This is a genomic window from Niallia sp. FSL W8-0177 (assembly GCF_038006285.1).
In the GTDB taxonomy this organism is placed as follows: Bacteria; Bacillota; Bacilli; order Bacillales; family Cytobacillaceae; genus Niallia; species Niallia circulans_A.
In genome coordinates this window covers 2305313-2324578 of the sequence record NZ_JBBOUX010000001.1, presented here as the reverse complement: position 1 = coordinate 2324578, position 19266 = coordinate 2305313, and the positions used below count along the sequence as shown (strand labels likewise).

16 protein-coding genes are annotated in these 19266 nt (G+C 36.3%); 14 read left to right on the top strand and 2 right to left on the bottom strand.

All coding sequences use genetic code 11. The features are described 5' to 3' along the window. Nucleotides 1–296: 296 nt before the first annotated feature. From dxs to spoIVB, 5 genes are all read left to right on the top strand, one after another. Complete coding sequence (gene dxs / locus NST77_RS11515) at nucleotides 297–2189, top strand: 1-deoxy-D-xylulose-5-phosphate synthase (RefSeq protein ID WP_341123747.1); 1893 nt, start codon at nucleotides 297–299, stop codon at nucleotides 2187–2189. 7 nt (nucleotides 2190–2196) lie between these two features. Continuing rightward, on the top strand, nucleotides 2197–3027 hold the full coding sequence (locus tag NST77_RS11510; protein ID WP_341122985.1) for a TlyA family RNA methyltransferase: 831 nt from the start codon (nucleotides 2197–2199) through the stop codon (nucleotides 3025–3027). A 293-nt stretch (nucleotides 3028–3320) separates the two neighbouring features. After that, on the top strand, nucleotides 3321–3770 hold the full coding sequence (gene ahrC / locus NST77_RS11505; protein ID WP_047941121.1) for a transcriptional regulator AhrC/ArgR: 450 nt from the start codon (nucleotides 3321–3323) through the stop codon (nucleotides 3768–3770). 16 nt (nucleotides 3771–3786) lie between these two features. Beyond that, the gene (recN, locus tag NST77_RS11500; protein ID WP_123257905.1) at nucleotides 3787–5475 is read left to right on the top strand and encodes a DNA repair protein RecN; all 1689 of its coding nucleotides are present in this window, start codon (nucleotides 3787–3789) and stop codon (nucleotides 5473–5475) included. Between the two features lie 210 nt (nucleotides 5476–5685). After that, a complete protein-coding gene (gene spoIVB, locus NST77_RS11495; protein WP_341122984.1) occupies nucleotides 5686–6978 on the top strand; it encodes a SpoIVB peptidase in 1293 nt (430 codons plus the stop codon). 63 nt (nucleotides 6979–7041) lie between these two features. Here the strand turns inward: spoIVB and NST77_RS11490 are convergent, their stop codons facing one another. Beyond that, nucleotides 7042–7956, bottom strand: coding sequence for a 1,4-dihydroxy-2-naphthoate polyprenyltransferase (locus tag NST77_RS11490; protein ID WP_095332869.1), 915 nt, complete (start codon nucleotides 7954–7956; stop codon nucleotides 7042–7044). A gap of 473 nt (nucleotides 7957–8429) precedes the next feature. Here NST77_RS11490 and spo0A point away from each other — a divergent pair, with 473 nt between their 5' ends. Next, on the top strand, nucleotides 8430–9212 hold the full coding sequence (gene spo0A / locus NST77_RS11485) for a sporulation transcription factor Spo0A (protein ID WP_047941117.1): 783 nt from the start codon (nucleotides 8430–8432) through the stop codon (nucleotides 9210–9212). A 247-nt stretch (nucleotides 9213–9459) separates the two neighbouring features. Here spo0A and NST77_RS11480 read toward each other — a convergent pair whose 3' ends face one another. After that, nucleotides 9460–9933, bottom strand: a complete 474-nt coding sequence (locus NST77_RS11480) for a hypothetical protein (RefSeq protein WP_341122983.1) — start codon at nucleotides 9931–9933, stop codon at nucleotides 9460–9462. A gap of 465 nt (nucleotides 9934–10398) precedes the next feature. On the opposite strand from NST77_RS11480, the gene NST77_RS11475 reads away from it, so the two are divergent. The 8 genes from NST77_RS11475 (at nucleotide 10399) to NST77_RS11440 (ending at nucleotide 19195) form a co-directional block, all read left to right on the top strand. Then, nucleotides 10399–10599 carry a cold-shock protein gene (locus tag NST77_RS11475; protein WP_047941113.1) on the top strand — a complete coding sequence of 67 codons (201 nt, stop codon included), beginning with the start codon at nucleotides 10399–10401 and terminating at the stop codon, nucleotides 10597–10599. Between the two features lie 116 nt (nucleotides 10600–10715). Next, nucleotides 10716–11438 (top strand): glycerophosphodiester phosphodiesterase, encoded by a 723-nt coding sequence (locus NST77_RS11470; RefSeq protein ID WP_163186055.1) that lies wholly within the window; start codon nucleotides 10716–10718, stop codon nucleotides 11436–11438. A 253-nt stretch (nucleotides 11439–11691) separates the two neighbouring features. Then, nucleotides 11692–13305, top strand: coding sequence for a sigma 54-interacting transcriptional regulator (locus tag NST77_RS11465; RefSeq protein WP_163186058.1), 1614 nt, complete (start codon nucleotides 11692–11694; stop codon nucleotides 13303–13305). Between the two features lie 21 nt (nucleotides 13306–13326). Then, nucleotides 13327–14418: a butyrate kinase gene (gene buk, locus NST77_RS11460; protein ID WP_341122982.1), complete on the top strand. Its 1092-nt coding sequence runs from the start codon at nucleotides 13327–13329 to the stop codon at nucleotides 14416–14418. A 6-nt stretch (nucleotides 14419–14424) separates the two neighbouring features. Next, nucleotides 14425–15849 (top strand): dihydrolipoyl dehydrogenase, encoded by a 1425-nt coding sequence (gene lpdA, locus NST77_RS11455; protein ID WP_163186064.1) that lies wholly within the window; start codon nucleotides 14425–14427, stop codon nucleotides 15847–15849. A 75-nt stretch (nucleotides 15850–15924) separates the two neighbouring features. After that, a complete protein-coding gene (locus NST77_RS11450; protein WP_163186097.1) occupies nucleotides 15925–16917 on the top strand; it encodes a thiamine pyrophosphate-dependent dehydrogenase E1 component subunit alpha in 993 nt (330 codons plus the stop codon). 15 nt (nucleotides 16918–16932) lie between these two features. Next, the gene (locus NST77_RS11445; RefSeq protein WP_047941108.1) at nucleotides 16933–17916 is read left to right on the top strand and encodes an alpha-ketoacid dehydrogenase subunit beta; all 984 of its coding nucleotides are present in this window, start codon (nucleotides 16933–16935) and stop codon (nucleotides 17914–17916) included. 25 nt (nucleotides 17917–17941) lie between these two features. After that, the gene (locus NST77_RS11440) at nucleotides 17942–19195 is read left to right on the top strand and encodes a dihydrolipoamide acetyltransferase family protein (RefSeq protein ID WP_163186067.1); all 1254 of its coding nucleotides are present in this window, start codon (nucleotides 17942–17944) and stop codon (nucleotides 19193–19195) included. Nucleotides 19196–19266: the final 71 nt, after the last annotated feature.

Genomic DNA, 19266 nt, shown 5'->3' with positions numbered 1-19266 from the left:
TCAAAAGATAATTTGTAAAAAGCACTAGTGATGTTCCGCTTTGAGGCATCCTTCTTTTAAGCGCGAAAGTACTCTGTTTGCTAACTATGTAGAATTACTACTATTATCAGTGAAGAAATGGTATAATACATATTTAATAATACGAATAAATTAGGTTTTTTGATAAAAATAAGGTATTCTAATATATAATACGATCTTGATAAATGAAATGGTTAAACGGAAGGAAGATATACCAATTAGTCAGTATTTTTCATCGCTTTATTGGTTATATACTGAATGAAAGTGAGTTGTTACAAATGGATTTAATGTCTATAGAAAATCCAGCTTTTTTAAAAGGATTATCGAACGAGGAACTGAATAGCCTTAGTGAAGATATCCGTCACTTTTTAATTAATAGACTTTCTCAAACTGGCGGCCATATTGGTCCGAACTTAGGAGTGGTGGAATTAACCATTGCTCTTCATAAATGTTTTGATAGTCCAAAAGATAAATTTCTTTGGGATGTAGGTCATCAATCTTATGTTCACAAAATATTAACTGGCCGCGCAAAGGATTTTGATACGCTTAGACAATATAAAGGCTTAAGTGGTTTTCCAAAAATGAATGAAAGTGAGCATGACGTATGGGAAACAGGTCATAGCTCTACTTCCTTATCTGCTGCAATGGGAATGGCTGTTGCAAGAGATTTAAAAAAGGAAGATTCCTATATCATTCCTATTATTGGGGATGGAGCTTTAACAGGCGGGATGGCTCTTGAAGCACTAAATCATATTGGCGACGAAAAGAAAAACATTATTGTTATCTTAAATGATAATGAAATGTCGATTGCTCCAAATGTTGGCGCTCTTCACCAAGTATTAGGAAGATTAAGAACTGCTGGGAAGTATCAATGGGTAAAAGATGAACTAGAAATGCTCTTAAAGAAAATTCCTGCCGTAGGTGGCAAGATGGCCGCAACTGCTGAAAGAATTAAAGATAGTCTTAAATATTTGTTAGTTTCTGGTGTGTTTTTTGAAGAGTTAGGTTTTACGTATTTAGGCCCAGTTGATGGTCATGATTATGACGACTTATTTGAACAGCTAAACTATGCAAAGAAAACATCTGGTCCTGTTTTACTGCATGTCATTACGAAAAAAGGTAAAGGGTTTTCTCCGGCCGAAAAAGATAAAATCGGTACATGGCATGGAACAGGTCCTTATAAGATAGAAACAGGAGATTTTGTAAAACCTGCTATCACTGCACCGGCATGGAGTAAACTAGTGAGTGATACGGTGTTAAAATTGGCAAGACAAGACGATCGAATCGTTGCTGTTACTCCTGCCATGCCCGTTGGCTCAAAATTGGAATCATTTGCAAAAGAATTTCCTAGTCGAATGCTTGATGTTGGGATAGCGGAACAGCATGCTGTAACATTAGCAGCTGGACTTGCCACACAAAAAATGAAGCCGTTTTTAGCTATTTATTCGACGTTTTTACAAAGAGCTTATGATCAGATGCTTCATGATGTTTGCCGTCAGAAATTAAATGTCTTTATTGGCATCGATCGTGCTGGCTTAGTAGGAGCAGATGGGGAAACCCATCAAGGTATTTATGATATTGCGTTTTTACGTCATATGCCAAACTTAGTTTTAATGATGCCTAAAGATGAAAATGAAGGGCAGCACATGGTAAATACGGCAATACAGTACAATGATGGCCCAATTGCAATGAGATTTCCAAGGGGAAATGGCATAGGTGTGGAGCTCGATTCTACATTAAAGACGATTCCAATTGGTACATGGGAAGTATTAAGAGAAGGATCTGATGCAGCAATTCTTACATTTGGCACAACGATTGAAATGGCAATGGAAGCAGCCAACCAGCTTGAATTACAAGGGATTCATGTTAAAGTGGTAAATGCGAGATTCATTAAGCCTTTAGACGAAAAATTGCTTTCTGACTTATTGAAAAAGCAAATACCAATTTTAACGATTGAAGAAGCTATACTGCAAGGCGGATTTGGAAGTTATTGTATCGAATATGCCCATGACCATGGTTTTGGAGCAAATGTAATAGATCGCATGGGAATTCCAGATGAATTTATTGAGCATGGAGACGTAAATTCATTATTAGAAGAAATAAATTTAACAAAAGAGGAAGTTGTAAAAAGAATTTCAGCCATTGCTAGAAAAAAACAAAAGAGGGCTTAGAGCATTCATGAAGAAAGAAAGAATTGATGTATTATTAGTTGAGCAAGGTTTATTCGAAACAAGGGAAAAGGCAAAAAGAGCTGTAATGGCTGGAATAGTCTACTGTGAAGAGAATAGACTACATAAACCCGGTGAAAAAATAAATGCAGATTCTAAGTTATCTGTTAAAGGAAAGACGCTTCAATATGTGTCAAGAGGTGGCTTAAAGCTTGAAAAGGCACTTAAAATATTTGATGTTGATATGAAAGATAAAGTCTTACTTGATATTGGCTCCTCGACTGGAGGATTTACGGATTGTGCCCTGCAAAATGGTGCGAAACAATCTTATGCATTGGATGTAGGCTATAATCAATTAGCATGGAAGCTTAGACAAGATGAACGTGTGATTGTCATGGAAAGAACCAACTTTCGTTATGTAACTCCTGTCGATTTAAAAGGCGAGATGCCGAATATTGCTTCGATTGATGTTTCTTTTATTTCTCTGAAGCTAATTTTACCAGTCCTAAAGACATTATTAGTTTCCGGCAGTGATGTTATTGCTTTAGTGAAGCCACAATTTGAAGCTGGAAGAGAACAAGTTGGGAAAAAAGGAATTGTCAGAGACCGTAAAGTTCATGAATCTGTTTTAGAAAAAATTATTGATTTCTCTATAAAAGAAGGATATATCGTTAAAAACCTCTCATTTTCACCAATTACCGGCGGAGATGGTAATATTGAATTTTTACTTCACCTCTATTGGGATGAATGTGCAGAGGAAAAAACGCATTATTATCAAATAAAAGAGACGGTAGAAGCGGCACATTCCGAATTGAAAGCAAAAAAAGAAACGGAAGAATAAGCTATGTAAAAGGGTTTGACTGCAGCAAGAGAACTATTAGTGCGTGGGATGCTAATAGAAAGGTTCTCCATGCAGGCTGACCCTTTTTTGGCTTGTCTAGCATGAATAAAGATAGAGCGGAAATGTATTTTGTTTTCTTTGTTCTTGTAAAAAGACGAACAAACACGGTAAAATAGATAAAAGGAAGCTTGTCTAAAAAAATCGAATGAACGTATGATAAGGAACAAATACTTTTAATAAAAAGTGATACATAAGGAAATAAAAATGATAACCAATGATAAAGGATGGAATATATGAATAAGGGCCAGAGGCATATAAAAATAAGAGAAATCATTACAAATAATGATATTGAAACACAAGATGAATTAGTAGATGAACTGAAAAGTGCTGGATATAATGTAACACAAGCTACTGTATCAAGAGATATTAAAGAGCTGCATTTAGTGAAAGTGCCACTTCAGGATGGCAGATATAAATATAGCTTACCAGCTGATCAGCGCTTTAATCCATTACAAAAATTAAAAAGAATGTTAATGGATTCCTTTGTGAAAATCGATTCAGCTGAAAATTTGCTTGTTCTAAAATCGTTGCCAGGTAATGCACAAGCGATTGGAGCATTAATTGATAATCTTGATTGGGATGAAATATTGGGGACGATTTGTGGAGATGATACCTGTCTAATTATTTGTCGCACTGCAGATGATGGCAAGAAAATTAGTGATCGTTTTCTTGATATGCTTTAATTTGGGGGGACATTAATTGCTAAGTGAATTATCGATTAAAAATTTTGCAATCATTGAAAGTCTATCCATATCCTTTAAAAAGGGGCTGACTGTATTAACTGGTGAAACGGGCGCAGGAAAGTCTATCATTATTGATGCAATCAATTTATTAGTTGGCGGCCGCGGTTCGGCGGAATTTGTTCGGCATGGAGAAGAAAAAGCAGAAATAGAAGGGCTATTTTATATAGAAGACGGTCATCCCTGTTTTCAAAAAATGAATGAGTTTGGTATCGATATAGATGAGGGTGCTATTGTATTAAGAAGAGATATTGCTTTATCTGGTAAGAGTGTCTGCCGGATAAATGGCAAGCTTATCACAATCGCCGTATTAAGAGAAATAGGTTCCACTTTAATTGATATTCACGGTCAGCATGAACATCAAGAATTAATGGATGAAACAAAGCATTTACAGTTGCTGGATACTTTTGCAATGGGAGAATTAGCTCCTGTTTTAGAAGAATATGAAGAAATTTATCGATCTTATACACAAACTCAAAAGAAACTTATGAATTTAACAGAAAATGAACAGCAAATGGCCCAACGACTTGATTTACTACAGTTTCAGTTCAATGAAATTGAAGGTGCTCATTTGAAAATCAACGAAGATGATGAACTGTTAGAAGAAAGAAAGAAATTAAGCAATTTCGAGAAAATTTATGATAGCATACAAACAGGTTATACTGCCCTAAGAGGAGAACAAAAGGGGCTGGACTGGCTTGGCGAGGTTATGGGAAATATGGAGGAAGCTGCAAGCTTAGACACCGAATATAAGGAAATGGCTGAATCTGTCTCCAATAGCTATTATATTTTAGAGGATATTGCAAGACAGATGAGAAGCGCTTTAGATTACCTGGAATATGATCCCGAAAGGCTTAATGAGATTGAAACAAGACTGAATGAAATCAATACCTTAAAACGTAAATATGGAAAAACAGTAGCAGAGATTTTAGAGTATGCTGCGAAAATCGAGGAAGAATTAGAAACATTACAAAACAAAGAAACGCATATCGATTTGTTGGAAAGGGAGTTAGCCTCTCTTAAGAAAGATCTTTTAGTGGAAGCAAAGGAATTGACTGCCTTAAGAAAGAGAGCGGCTCTTCGTCTCACAGATAGTATTCATCAAGAATTAAAAGAACTCTACATGGAAAAGACTGTTTTTGAAGTAAGAATTCATGCAGATGAGAATAATGTTACGAAAAAAGGGATAGACGAAGTGGAATTTTACATTTCTACAAATCCTGGAGAACCATTAAAACCACTATCCAAAATTGTTTCCGGTGGAGAGCTTTCCAGAATGATGCTAGCTTTAAAAAGCATTTTCTCTAAGCATCAAGGAGTGACATCCATCATATTTGATGAGGTTGATACCGGTGTGAGTGGAAGAGTAGCACAAGCAATCGCTGAGAAAATCCACCATGTGTCGGTTGATTCTCAAGTGCTCTGTATTTCCCATCTGCCGCAGGTGGCAGCAATGGCAGATACCCATCTATTTATCGCTAAAAAAATTGAAGATGGCCGCACATCTACGTCTGTAACACCATTAGTGCAGCAAGATAAGGTAAAAGAGATAGGACGAATGATTTCAGGAGCGGAAATTACGGAATTAACAAAAAAACATGCAAAAGAACTGTTAAAATTAGCGCAAAAAGCTAAGAATAAAATATAGACACGTAAAACCTCTGTATATGTGCAGAGGTTTATTTTATTCTTATGAAGAGTTGTCTATTTAATGGTGCATGGGAAACTAATTGCAAAGATTATCCATTATGGGTAGGTATTTAAAATTTTTAACAGTTATAAATGATGCTGTTACAGGCAAACTTATAAATGTAGCCGGAGAAGTAGTGGTGAAAAGAAGCGAGGAGAGTGAAGTGAATTGAAAAGTGATATCCTTAGAAAAATAATTGGTGGGATTCTCCTTGTTTCATTAATATCTTTAGTATGTAATCAATCATTTCAAGAATATCTTCATATCCCAAAAAGCATTACATTGTTTGAAGGACAATCAATGGAGATCAACAATAGTGAGGCGATTTCTGTGACAGCAAATGTAGCAGACGAAGATTCGGTTGTTGCATTAAGTCAAGAAAAAGGGAAATTTTCTTTGCAAGGAAAAGTTAGTGGGAAAGATGAGATGATGCTTGAACTTGCAGGTATTCCAATAAAAAAAGTGGATGTGAATGTTCTTAAAGACTTTAAAGTAATTCCCGGTGGTCAGTCCATTGGGGTGAAACTAAATACTGTTGGCGTACTGGTGGTAGGGCACCATCAGGTTAATACAGAAGAAGGAAAGCAATCACCTGGTGAAAAGGCTGGGATAAAAGTTGGCGATATGATAGTCGAAATAAATGGCATGAAAATAGAAAAAATGGCAGATGTAGCACCTTTTGTTCAAGAAGCAGGCGAAGGAAACAAACCTTTAGATTTAGTTGTAAAAAGAGAGAAAGAGGAGTTTAAAACCAAGTTGATGCCCCTAAAAGAAAAAGGGGATAACACATATAAATTAGGGCTTTATATAAGGGATTCAGCAGCTGGGATTGGAACAATGACTTTCTATCACCCAGACTCCATGAAATATGGAGCGTTAGGACATGTAATCTCAGATATGGATACAAAAAAACCAATCGTTGTGGATGATGGAGAAGTACTAAGATCAACTGTAACAAGTATTGAAAAAGGAAGTAATGGAAATCCTGGTGAAAAATTAGCAAGATTTTCAGAAGATAAAGAAATAATCGGGGATATTAAAACAAATAGTCCTTTTGGAATATTTGGTGTATTAAATAAACAAATTAAAAATGGCATAATGGATAAGCCAATGCCCATAACGTTATCAGACCAAGTAAAAGAAGGGCCAGCGCAAATCTTAACGGTTGTAGATAATGATCAGGTGAAGCTATTTGATATAGAAGTAGTAAGCTCTGTCCCTCAAAAGTATCCTGCGACAAAAGGATTAGTCATCAAAGTGACAGATAAAGAATTATTAAGCAAAACAGGCGGTATTGTACAAGGAATGAGCGGAAGTCCAATTATTCAAGATGGCAAGGTCATCGGAGCTGTAACCCATGTATTTGTAAATGATCCGACAAGCGGATATGGGGTTCACATTGAATGGATGTTAAATGAGGCAGGAATCGATATTTATGAAAAAGAGCAAAAAGCATCATAAAAAATAAAATGTCTCATGTAAAAGGATGAATCGACAATCCTTTTACATGAGACATTACTACTACTACGCATTTTGCATAATGAAATCTAACAAATAACCAACCGTGATAAATAATCCAAACATGGTGTTTGTTAAACCAGTGTTTTTCATGGCAATCGGTGTTTGGCTTCGATCTCCTTTAAAACCCCTAATGGCATCTAATGGCTTTTTGAAACTAAGCAGTACGATTAATAGCCAAGGACTAAAGAAGCCGAGAGCAACGAAAATAATAATCCAGAGGTATGATAAGATAAATAATGCCGCAAGTAGATTAACCGCTTTGTTAAAGCCGATAAGAATAGCAATCGTCTTTCTGCCACCTAATGTATCCTCTTCAATATCCCTAATATTATTCGATAAATTAATCGCACCAATTAGAATAGCGATTGGAACAGAAATAAGGATGCTCTCCTCGCTAATGTGACCTGCTTGGATAAAGAAAGAGATAAGGATGAAGATACATCCCATACATATGCCAGAAAAAACTTCTCCAAAAGGTGTATAAGCTATTGGAAGCGGACCTCCTGTATATAAATAGCCAATCGCCATGCCGAGAATGCCGACTAATGCAATCCACCAAGAAGTATTAGAACAAATATAAATACCTAAAAGTAGTGCAATTATATATAGGCTGATTGCCATATTTAAAACTAATTTTGGCTTCATCCCATGATGAACAATTGCTCCGCCTATTCCTACTGAATCTGCAGTATCAATTCCTCTTACATAATCATAGTACTCATTAAATAAGTTGGTTGCGATTTGAATAATCAAACAAGCAAACATCATGGCAAAAAATAAACCCCATTTTGTTGAGGCATGAGGGAAAGATAATACCGTACCAATGGAAACTGGTACAAAAGAAGCTGTTAACGTATGCGGTCTCGTTAGCTTCCATAGTATTTTATAAGTGTTGTTTTCCTTAGTGACGTTCTCCATAAAAAAATCCTTTCTATACTTTGGGAAAATGAAAACACAAATACTTAATAAATTTGTGCAAGCTTTATCTGTTTTATGCAGATAAATGTAAAAACAAAAAAACTAGACGTTTTTGTGTCCAACTTTAATAATACCGCATAAAGTTGTATCCCAACAAGAAAATATTCATAAAAAAGCCATAATTTTTTCTTCCAAATAAAATTGTTTGGGTATATGGAAGATAAGTCACTTGATTGCTTTTTCTATAGCCATGTGTTGTGTATAATAAAGTCGTAAAGATTTTTCGACAAAAATATGAAGGATATCGAAATCAGTCGAAAACGTGAGAAAATGAGAGAAATAATGGGGTTTTTCCTATTTTTTAAGTTTTTTTTATAAAATCAAAGGATTTTTGGTTGCTTTGTCGAAAATGTCATTTAGAATAAAAATATAGATAAAATTAGAGACATTTGGATTGAGGGAGGAAACAATCGTTGAAGAAAATAAAAGTATGCATTGTGGATGACAATCGTGAACTGGTAGGATTATTGGAAGAGTATATAGATGCTCAGGACGACATGGAAGTAATTGGTGTTGCCCATAACGGCCAGGAGTGTCTAGAGCTAGTAGAGCAGCTAGAACCAGACGTGATGGTGCTAGACATTATCATGCCTCATTTAGATGGTTTAGCCGTATTAGAAAGAATGCGCCAAATGAATAAACCTATGCCTAACGTGATTATGTTAACTGCCTTTGGTCAAGAAGATGTTACAAAAAAAGCGGTTGAATTAGGTGCCTCTTATTTTATTTTAAAACCGTTTGATATGGAGTATTTAGCAAGCCATATTCGTCAAGTAAGTGGCAAAACAACCGGATTTGTCAGAAAATCTTCTTCTTCTTTCAAAACACAAGAACCAAAAACGAAGAATTTGGACGCAAGCATTACAAGTATTATTCACGAGATTGGTGTTCCTGCCCATATTAAAGGATACCTCTATTTACGCGAAGCCATTTCCATGGTTTATAATGATATCGAATTATTAGGATCCATTACAAAAGTATTGTATCCAGATATCGCGAAGAAATTTAATACAACAGCAAGCCGTGTCGAGCGGGCAATCCGTCATGCTATTGAAGTGGCGTGGAGCAGAGGCAACATCGACTCCATCTCATCCTTGTTCGGCTACACTGTCAGCATGTCCAAAGCAAAACCAACTAACTCAGAATTTATTGCGATTGTGGCAGATAAATTAAGGCTGGAGCATAAGGCTTCTTGAGAGGGTTAGGGGCTGCTGGTTATGAGTGGGTTTTAGAGAAACGGTAAAACCCACCAATATGTAAAAAATAAACTTTCTCTTTGGATTTAAACCAATAAATTTTTACCAACAAACCCAATAAATCAAACGATTTATTGGGTTTGTTTTTGTTGAGTATAAGTAAGAAAATAAAAGGACCTAAAAAGTTGAAAAACAACCTTTTTGTGTCCTAGGGGGGAGTGGCTCTTTAAACAGATTTATTACTCTATTAAAGTGATTCAGCACTTTTTTTCATGGATCTATAACTATCTTTATGTTTGAAATCATTCTCGCTATAATTTAAGCTATTACAAGCAAAAAATAAATTCTCTAGCAAGTCTAAATCCTTTTGTTTGCATGCTGAAATACACTCTTGTTCTATATAAGGGGTAGCTATTGCTTTTCCGAGTTCACGAAAAAGCTCAATTGCTTCAAGAGAACCTGGCCAATTTCTATCTTGTAATAATCTTGCTAATTTAGGTAAAGCTTTTTTATTGTTTGGATATCCTATTTTTTTAATAACCCTAACACTATTTTCCCAGCACTCTTTCCCGTATTTAGGGATAATCATATCGGCTTTATCTGGAGGCAAATTAATTAGAAAGTCAATTGCTATCTCTTGATTTTCTTTAGGTAATAGCCAGTTTAAATTATATACATAATATAAAATTTCAGCATCCTCTATTTCGTCAATCCTAGACATAATGGTACCTCTCTGTTACTTAATTGGATTATGTTTTAATATAACAGCCTAGTCTATTTTAGCCATTCTTGCTTTAGATTAATGTTACCATGTATTCGAGAGGGATTAGGGATTTCCTATAAAATTTTTTCAAGAAGGGAAGCAAATAGGAACAAAAAGCAATGGGGACAACAAAATACTAAAAAGCAAGAAAATGAAGCGCTTTAAATAGCTAGAATAAAAAACACGCCCATATAGTTATATTCCCGCGATTATTTAACTGATTAATCCAAAATAAGGAATTTATTTTAAAAAATTGAAAAATAATCGTTCAAAGATTTGCTTTCTGCAGATTAACCTGTTACTATTAAGGAGACTTATTTTTGTTCTTTAGAAAATAGTTGAGAAATACATATTTCTTTATTTTTTACTACGAGCAAGGATAGTAATACATTTGTGCATAAAGCACATAGGAGGAAACAAGAAATGGCTACAGGTAAAGTAAAATGGTTTAACGCAGAAAAAGGTTTTGGATTCATCGAAACAGAAGAAGGACAAGATGTATTCGTACATTTCAGCGCTATTCAAACTGAAGGTTTCAAAACTTTAGACGAAGGTCAAGAAGTAAGTTTTGACATAGAAGAAGGTCAACGCGGACCTCAAGCTGCTAACGTAGTAAAAAACTAATTTAACAAAAGTAATACAGGCTCTGACTTAGGTTAGGGCCTGTTTTTTTCATCTAACCAAAACATTATGTAAATGGCTTTATATAATGAAGTTCTACATAAGGAAGTGATTTTGTTATGACGAAAATATTTGCACACAGAGGTTTTTCGGCACATTATCCGGAGAATACAATGAAGGCTTTTATCGAGGCAGAAAAGGCAGAGGCTGATGGGATTGAAATTGATATTCAAATGTCTAAGGATGGAGAAATAGTCATCATCCATGATGAAAAGGTTGATCGAACAACGGATGCTTCAGGCTATGTGCAAGCATTCAGTTATAAGGATTTAAGATCATTTAATGCAGGACATCGATTTAAGCAGGCCGAAAATGAGCCTATTCCCACATTAATCGAGTTATTTGATTGGATGCAAGATAATGACATAATCTGCAATATTGAAATGAAGAATAACAAGGTTGCATATGAAGGAATGGAAGAGAAAACGATTGCGCTCATCCGCAAATATGGTTTTGAAAAAAGAATTATTTTCTCCTCCTTTAATCATTATAGTCTTGTACATACTTATCGCATCGCCCCAGAAATTGAAACAGCTCCTTTGTTGTCTGATGGAATTTATCAGCCTTGGATTTATGCCAATGCTATAAATGCTAAAGGATTTCACCCTAATTATAAACGGATAAATCCAGAGATAATAAAAACCTCAGAAAAAAATAATATTAAAGTTAGGGCATATACGGTAAATAATCCGAAAACGATGCAAGCATTAATGGATGCTGGAATATCTGCCATTATTACAGATGAGCCAATTATTGCACGAACTGTCCTGACACAATCATAAAAAATGGGTTTTCTGCTGTAATCTCTAATATAGAGAAGAGGCGGAAAACCTTTTTTTGCAAGAAAAGAATTCTTAAACAACTATTTGAATATTCCCCCTCAATGAGTCAGCGTCTCAAAATATTTAAACAGACATAACCTTTCTACTTTTCAGAAATAAAAGAAAACGGGAAAAAAATTGCATAATTTTTAGGGAGTAGGTATAGTATAGATATGAAATAAATTGCACGGATAGACAGATGGGAAGTGTGCGAATGATTGATCGAATGATACAGTCAACCTCTTATACGCTTTTTGATGAAATAAAGGAAGGCGTAATTATAGTAGATAATTGCGGACTTATCTCTTATTTCAATAAAAGTGCGCAAAGTTTGATGCAGAACCAATATTCACTTCAAAAAGACCAGCATATTTTATCCGTTATCCCTAACAGTGGGATGATGAGAGTATTACATACGAAAAGAATAGAGGAGCAGAAAAAGTTTGCTGTTTCTGAAACGGATTATCTTCTTATTTCCCGTTATCCATTGATAGGAAAAGATAATAGTATAATCGGTGCTGTAGCGGTATTACAAGAAGAGACTCAAAAAAGACATTGGATAGATAAAGATAACCTTCAAATGCTGCTAACATTGCTTTTGCAAAAAAGTGCAGAAGCCTATGTTGTAGTAGATGAATTTGGTCATATTGTTATGCAAAATTCGTCATATAAAGAATTGGCTGTGCTTCTTGATCAGCAAAATAATCATCAATTAATGAAAAAAAATAGAGAAGAAGTTATTCAAACAAGAAGAGATGCAGAAATAATCATTCAGACAGGCACCTTATGTTTAACGGTAAAAAGTACACCTATTATAGTGGATGGAAAATTAAAGGGCTGTTTGCAAATTCTTCATAATGAAACAGAAACGGCTCAGTTAAAAAAGGAACTTCAACAGACAAAAGCCATTATCCGAGGATTAGAACAAAGCTTTCAGTTTGATGATTTTATATATCAGTCTCCATCCATGAACTTTGCTATTGAACAGGCAAAGTTAGCAGCAGGGAGTAAACAGGTTATATTTATCCGCGGAGAAGAGGGAACTGGTAAGTTTATGCTTGCAAATGCCATTCATAATTGGGGTGGAAATAAGTTTCATCTATTTAGACGGATTCGTCCACAGAAGCATCGAGAACAGTTACGAGCATTTTTAAATAAAAAGAACCCTTTATCAAAAGGAACTGTATATCTTGAAAATATTACCTGTTTATCGATGGCTGAACAAACCTTGCTTTTAAAAAGATTGAAGGAATTAGAACTGGAAGAGAAGCAGCTATCATCTTTTCGCCTCATTGTTTCCTCCCCTATTAAGCTAGAAAAAGCACTAATGGCAGGGGATTTTTTAGAGGAGCTTTATGATGAATTAATGAAATCAAATATATACTTACCACCTTTAAGGGAACGTAAAGAGGATATTTATCTGCTAGCAAAACATTTTCTTATCGAGTTGAACGAAGACAGTGGAAGATGGATAACTGATATTGACCCAGAAGCACAGACGGCATTAAAAAATTATGGTTATACAAGGAATATCCTTGAATTAAAGGCAATCCTCCAGCTTTCGATGATACAAGCTAAGGAAGAAGATACCGTGCTCAAATTAGAGCATCTCGCGCCACCGCAGGTAATAAAAAAGCAACAAGCGGAATTTCAAGAGGAAGCCAATGCTGACAATCAAACATTATCTGACCTGGTAGAGAAATACGAGAAAGTTATTATCGAACAGACATTGAGAAAGCTAGATGGAAATAAAACATTAACTGCTAAAACATTGGGTCTGTCAGTCCGTAATTTATACTATAAATTGGATAAGTATCATTTAAATTAAATTTTTTAGGGGCTTATAAAAATGAGGAAATATCGCATATTGGTCATAAACCCACGGGCAGCAGAAACCGAAATCGCCTTATATGAAAATGAAGTTCCGATTATTGTAGATGATTTACACCATGATTCCAATAAATTGCTAGAATTCCCTTCGATTGTTGCTCAATATAAATATCGATCAGATGAGGTTTTATCTTATTTAGTAAATAAAGGAATCAACCTTTCCAAATTGGCAGCTGTCTGTGGAAGAGGCGGGCTGCTTAAACCGATCGATGGTGGAACTTATTCGATAAATGCTGCTATGCGGGAGGAGCTGTTCGCTCAAACAAGAGGAGAGCATCCTTCCAATTTAGGAGCCCTCATCGCTTATGACATTGCTGAACATTTAGAGATTCCTTCCTATATAGTTGATCCAGTTGTTGTCGATGAAATGGACGATATTGCGAAGGTTTCTGGATATCCGAGCATTACAAGAAAAAGTGTTTTTCATGCACTTAATCATAAATCAACGGGAAGACGAGCAGCGATGGAGTTAGGCAAAAAATATGAAGAAGCACATTTGATTATTGCCCATCTTGGGGATGGAATTACAATTGGTGCACATGCAAAAGGAAAAGTAATAGACGTCAATAATGGTTTAAATGGGGAAGGGCCATTTAGTTTGGAACGGTCTGGTACTTTGCCTCATGGTGATTTAGTTGATTTATGCTATTCAGGTAAATTTACATATGAAGAAATGAAGCATCAATTATTGTATCATTCTGGAGTGAAATCCTATCTTAATAAAGTGCCTGAAGGTTCTTTTGACATAGAGGAAGAGCTTGGTAAACGAGATAATCCCAATATTCTTATTTACGAGGCGTTAGCTTATCAAATTGCTAAAGAAATTGGCAGTGCGAGCACCGTGCTTTTTGGCAAAGTAGATGCCATTATCCTGACAGGTGAACTGGCCTATAGTAACCGTTTTGTAAAATTAATTATGGAACGTGTTAATTGGATTGCAGATATAATGGTATATCCAGGTGAAAACGAACGTCAATCTTTAGCAGAAGGTGTTTTAAGAGTATTACGTAAGGAAGAGAGACCAAAAGAATATGGGGAAAGAGAGGAGTGAAGATAGATGGCTAAAGAATATGATCTTGTCATTCTAGGAGGAGGAACGGGTGGTTATGTTGCAGCGATCCGTGCTTCTCAATTAGGTTTAAAGACAGCAGTGGTTGAAAAAGGAAAATTAGGTGGAACGTGTTTACATAATGGCTGTATTCCAAGTAAAGCGTTATTAAGAAGTGCTGAGGTTTATGCAACAGCGAAAAAAAGCGAGGAGTTTGGAATTATTTCCTCAGATATAAGATTAGATTTCAATCGGGTGCAAGAAAGAAAATCCACCATTATAAGCCAGCTTCACAGCGGTGTTCAGTATTTAATGAAAAAAGGAAAAATTGATGTTTATGAAGGAAATGGAAGAATAATGGGACCATCCATTTTTTCCCCGATGCCAGGCACTATTTCGGTTGAAATGAATAATGGAGAAGAAAACGAAATGCTGATTCCGAAACATGTAATCATTGCAACAGGGTCCCGGCCAAAAAGCTTACCTGGCCTAGAGATTGATGGTTCGACTGTCATTAGTTCAGAAGAAGCGCTGCAAATGGAAAAACTTCCTTCGTCCATTATAATCGTTGGCGGGGGAGTAATAGGGGCTGAATGGGCCTCCATGCTTGCTGATTTTGATGTGAAAGTAACTATTTTAGAATATAGTGACCGATTGGTGCCAACAGAGGATAAGGAAATCAGTAAAGAATTACAAAGAATTCTCAAGAAAAAAGGAATTCAGATCGTAACGGGTGCTAAAGTACTTCCCGAAACCTTACAGAAGAATGTGGATAAAGTAATCATTCAAGCAGAAAAAAATGGTGAGACCAAGTCCTTTGAAGGGGAAAAGCTGCTAGTATCTGTAGGCCGCATAGGAAATGTAGAAGGAATTGGTCTTGAAAATACCGACATTGCGGTTGTTCAAAATCAAATTCAAACAAATGAATACTATCAAACGAAAGAATCACATATTTACGCAATTGGTGATTGTATAGGAGGATTACAGCTTGCGCATGTTGCCTCCCATGAAGGGATAATCGCTGTGGAGCATATAGCCGGTGAAAAACCACATCCACTGGATTATAAAACAGTTTCCAAATGCATTTATACAAGTCCTGAGATTTCCAGTGTAGGATATACAGAAGAAGAAGCAATTGAGCTTGGATTTACGATTAAAAAAGGCAAATTTTCCTTTAAAGCGATTGGAAAAGCGCTTATTTTTGGAGAACAAGATGGATTTGTCAAAATAATTACAGATCAAGAAACCGATGATTTATTAGGTGTGCATATTATAGGGGCCCATGCAACAGATCTTATTGGAGAAGCTGCTCTTGCCAAAGTGCTAGACGCAACAGCTTGGGAAATTGGGAATACAATTCATCCCCATCCAACACTGACAGAGGCAATTGGAGAAGCAGCCCTTGCTGTTGAAGGAAAAGCCATTCATGGTTAATAAAGAAATCAAAAAATAATGTCTAGCTAAATAGGGGGAACAAACATGAATCAATTAGGAGGTAATAGTATGACAATGGTTCATAATCGCCATTTAGAGGCGGGATTAACGGATGATCAAGTATTAGAAATGTATGAGCAGATGCTCCTCGCCAGAAGAATTGATGAAAGAATGTGGTTACTAAATAGAGCAGGAAAAATTCCTTTTGTTATCTCTTGTCAAGGGCAAGAAGCAGCCCAGGTAGGAGCAGCATTTGCCTTCGATCGGGAAAAGGATTACATGCTTCCATATTATCGTGATCTGGGTGTTGTATTAACCTTTGGCATGACACCGAAGGAAATAATGTTATCGGGCTTTGCGAAAGCAGAAGACCCAAACTCAGGCGGAAGACAAATGCCAGGACATTTTGGGCAGAAGAAAAATAGAATTGTTACAGGTTCATCACCAGTAACGACTCAAGTACCTCATGCAGTGGGAGTTGCTTTAGCTGGGAAGATAGAAAAGAAGGATTTCGTAACCTTTGTCAGCTTTGGAGAGGGTTCTTCTAATCAGGGAGACTTCCATGAAGGGGCCAACTTCGCCGGTGTGCATAAGCTGCCTGTTATTTTTCTTTGTGAAAATAATAAATATGCGATTTCCGTTCCAATTGAAAAGCAATTAGGATGTGCAAATGTTTCTGACCGTGCAATTGGTTATGGCATGCCGGGATACACTGTAGATGGAAATGATCCAATTGAAGTGTATCGAGTGACGAAAGAGGCGGTTGATAGAGCAAGAAGAGGCGAAGGGCCGACTTTAATTGAAACGATTTCTTATCGTTTAACACCTCATTCTTCTGACGATGACGACAGCAGCTATCGTGCGCGCGAAGAAATCACAGAAGCTAAAGCAAAAGATCCATTATTCACTTTTAAAGCGTATTTGCTTTCTACAGGAATACTAACTGAAGAAATGGATCAAGAGTTAAATAAGAAATTGGCAGATGTGATCAATGAAGCAACGGATTATGCAGAAAAAGCACCATATGCACAACCAGAAGATACATTGAAATATGTATACGGGAATTAAGGGGGAAACAGAAAGATGCCAGTAATATCCTATATAGATGCAGTAACTCAAGCCATTCGGGAAGAAATGGAGAAGGATGACAAAGTATTTATTCTTGGAGAAGATGTAGGAGTAAAAGGTGGAGTTTTTAAAGCGACAACAGGTCTGTATGATCAATTTGGAGCAGAGCGAGTAATAGATGCACCTTTAGCGGAGTCGGCAATAGCTGGGGTAGGAATAGGAGCTGCAATGTATGGCTTAAAACCAATTGCCGAAATGCAATTTGCTGATTTTATAATGCCTGCTGTCAATCAAATTGTTTCAGAAGCAGCAAAAATAAGATATCGATCTAACAATGACTGGACTTGTCCAATTGTTATTCGTGCTCCATATGGCGGAGGTATTCATGGTGCGCTTTATCATTCTCAATCTGTAGAAGCTATGTTTGCTAATACACCAGGACTAAAAATTGTTATGCCTTCTACACCATATGATGTCAAAGGCTTGTTAAAAGCGGCAATTCAAGACCCTGATCCGGTATTATTCTTTGAACATAAGCGTGCTTATCGATTAATTAAAGGTTTTGTTCCAGAAGAAGATTATGTGTTACCAATTGGTAAAGCAGATGTAAAGCGTGAGGGCGAAGATATAACAGTCATCACATATGGTTTATGTGTCCATTTTGCCTTGCAGGCTGCTGAAAAGTTAGCAGAGGATGGCATTTCTGCACATATTTTAGATTTGCGAACAGTTTATCCACTTGATAAAGAGGCTATTATTGAAGCCGCTTCTAAGACAGGAAAGGTTCTGCTAGTAACAGAGGATAACAAAGAAGGTAGTGTTATTAGTGAAGTTGCAGCAATTATTGCAGAAAACTGCTTATTTGATTTAGATGCACCAATTATGCGTCTAGCGGCTGAAGATGTTCCGGCAATGCCATATGCACCAACAATGGAAAAATTCTTCTTGGTAACACCAGAAAAAGTCGAAACAGAAATGCGCAAGCTCGCAGAATTTTAAGTCGTACAACAAGGAGGGAAAAAGAATGCCGATTGAAAAGATAACAATGCCTAAACTAGGAGAAAGTGTAACAGAAGGAACAATTAGTAATTGGATTGTTGCTGTAGGGGATGTCGTAAATAAATACGATCCTCTTGCAGAAGTAATGACAGATAAAGTAAATGCAGAAATTCCATCTTCTTTTTCGGGAACCATTAAAGAACTTCTTGCAGAAGAGGGGCAAACACTTGAAGTAGGGGAAGTAATTTGTACCATTGAAGTAGAATGGGACGATACGCAGGTAGAGAAAGAAGTAAAAGCAGAATCGAAAGAAAAAACTGAAGCACCTCTAGCTGATGCTGCTACAAGTCAAAAGGCAAGATATTCACCAGCTGTTTTACGCCTTTCTCAAGAAGCGGGAATTGACTTAACGCTTTTAACTGGAACAGGTGCAGGGGGAAGAATTACTAGAAAAGATGTTCAAAAAGCAATCCAAGAAGGAATTCCCCAAGTTAAAACAGAAGAAAAAGGCTCTGTTAATGGAACAGTTGAACATGCTCCTCAACGAGAAACAATCGTACATAATGTGCCAACAAGTGCAGGGGATAAGGAGTTTCCAATTACGGGATTAAGAAAAGCCATTGCTAACAATATGGTAAAGAGTAAACACGAGATTCCTCATGCCTGGACAATGATCGAAGTGGACGTTACCAAACTGGTTCAATACAGAAATGAAGTGAAAGACTCCTTTAAAAAAGAAGAAGGCTATAACTTAACATTCTTTGCTTTCTTTGTTAAAGCCGTTGCGCGTGCATTAAAAGAATTTCCGCAAATTAATTCGACTTGGGCAGGCGATAAAATTATCCAGAAAAAAGAGATTAATATCTCCATTGCTGTTGCGACAGAAGATGCACTGTTTGTCCCAGTCATCAAAAATGCGGATGAAAAGTCGATAAAAGGAATTGCCAGAGAGATTACAGAACTTGCAAACAAAGCGAGATCAGGCAAGCTTACAGTTGATGAAATGCAAGGCGGCACATTTACTGTTAATAATACCGGATCATTTGGCTCCATTCAGTCAATGGGAATTATCAATCATCCTCAAGCAGCGATTCTTCAAGTGGAATCAATCGTGAAGAGACCAGTTATTAAAGATAATATGATTGCGATCTCTGATATGGTGAATTTATGCATGTCTCTTGATCACCGTGTATTAGATGGTCTTATATGCGGAAGATTCCTTCAGAGAATCAAGGAAATATTAGAGACAACGTCAGAGGAAACAACACCAATATATTAAAGACTGTAATGAATAAAGAAGTTTTGCAATCAAATAAATTGAAAATGAATACTTTTTTTATAATAATGTAA

Bases quoted from the DNA above. Each gene is read 5' to 3' on its own strand.
- dxs (WP_341123747.1), top strand. From the start codon at position 297: ATGGATTTAATGTCTATAGAAAATCCAGCTTTTTTAAAAGGATTATCG.
- NST77_RS11510 (WP_341122985.1), top strand. From the start codon at position 2,197: ATGAAGAAAGAAAGAATTGATGTATTATTAGTTGAGCAAGGTTTATTC.
- ahrC (WP_047941121.1), top strand. From the start codon at position 3,321: ATGAATAAGGGCCAGAGGCATATAAAAATAAGAGAAATCATTACAAAT.
- NST77_RS11490 (WP_095332869.1), bottom strand. From the start codon at position 7,956: ATGGAGAACGTCACTAAGGAAAACAACACTTATAAAATACTATGGAAG.
- NST77_RS11480 (WP_341122983.1), bottom strand. From the start codon at position 9,933: ATGTCTAGGATTGACGAAATAGAGGATGCTGAAATTTTATATTATGTA.
- NST77_RS11475 (WP_047941113.1), top strand. From the start codon at position 10,399: ATGGCTACAGGTAAAGTAAAATGGTTTAACGCAGAAAAAGGTTTTGGA.
- NST77_RS11470 (WP_163186055.1), top strand. From the start codon at position 10,716: ATGACGAAAATATTTGCACACAGAGGTTTTTCGGCACATTATCCGGAG.
- NST77_RS11465 (WP_163186058.1), top strand. From the start codon at position 11,692: ATGATTGATCGAATGATACAGTCAACCTCTTATACGCTTTTTGATGAA.
- buk (WP_341122982.1), top strand. From the start codon at position 13,327: ATGAGGAAATATCGCATATTGGTCATAAACCCACGGGCAGCAGAAACC.
- lpdA (WP_163186064.1), top strand. From the start codon at position 14,425: ATGGCTAAAGAATATGATCTTGTCATTCTAGGAGGAGGAACGGGTGGT.
- NST77_RS11450 (WP_163186097.1), top strand. From the start codon at position 15,925: ATGGTTCATAATCGCCATTTAGAGGCGGGATTAACGGATGATCAAGTA.
- NST77_RS11445 (WP_047941108.1), top strand. From the start codon at position 16,933: ATGCCAGTAATATCCTATATAGATGCAGTAACTCAAGCCATTCGGGAA.
- NST77_RS11440 (WP_163186067.1), top strand. From the start codon at position 17,942: ATGCCGATTGAAAAGATAACAATGCCTAAACTAGGAGAAAGTGTAACA.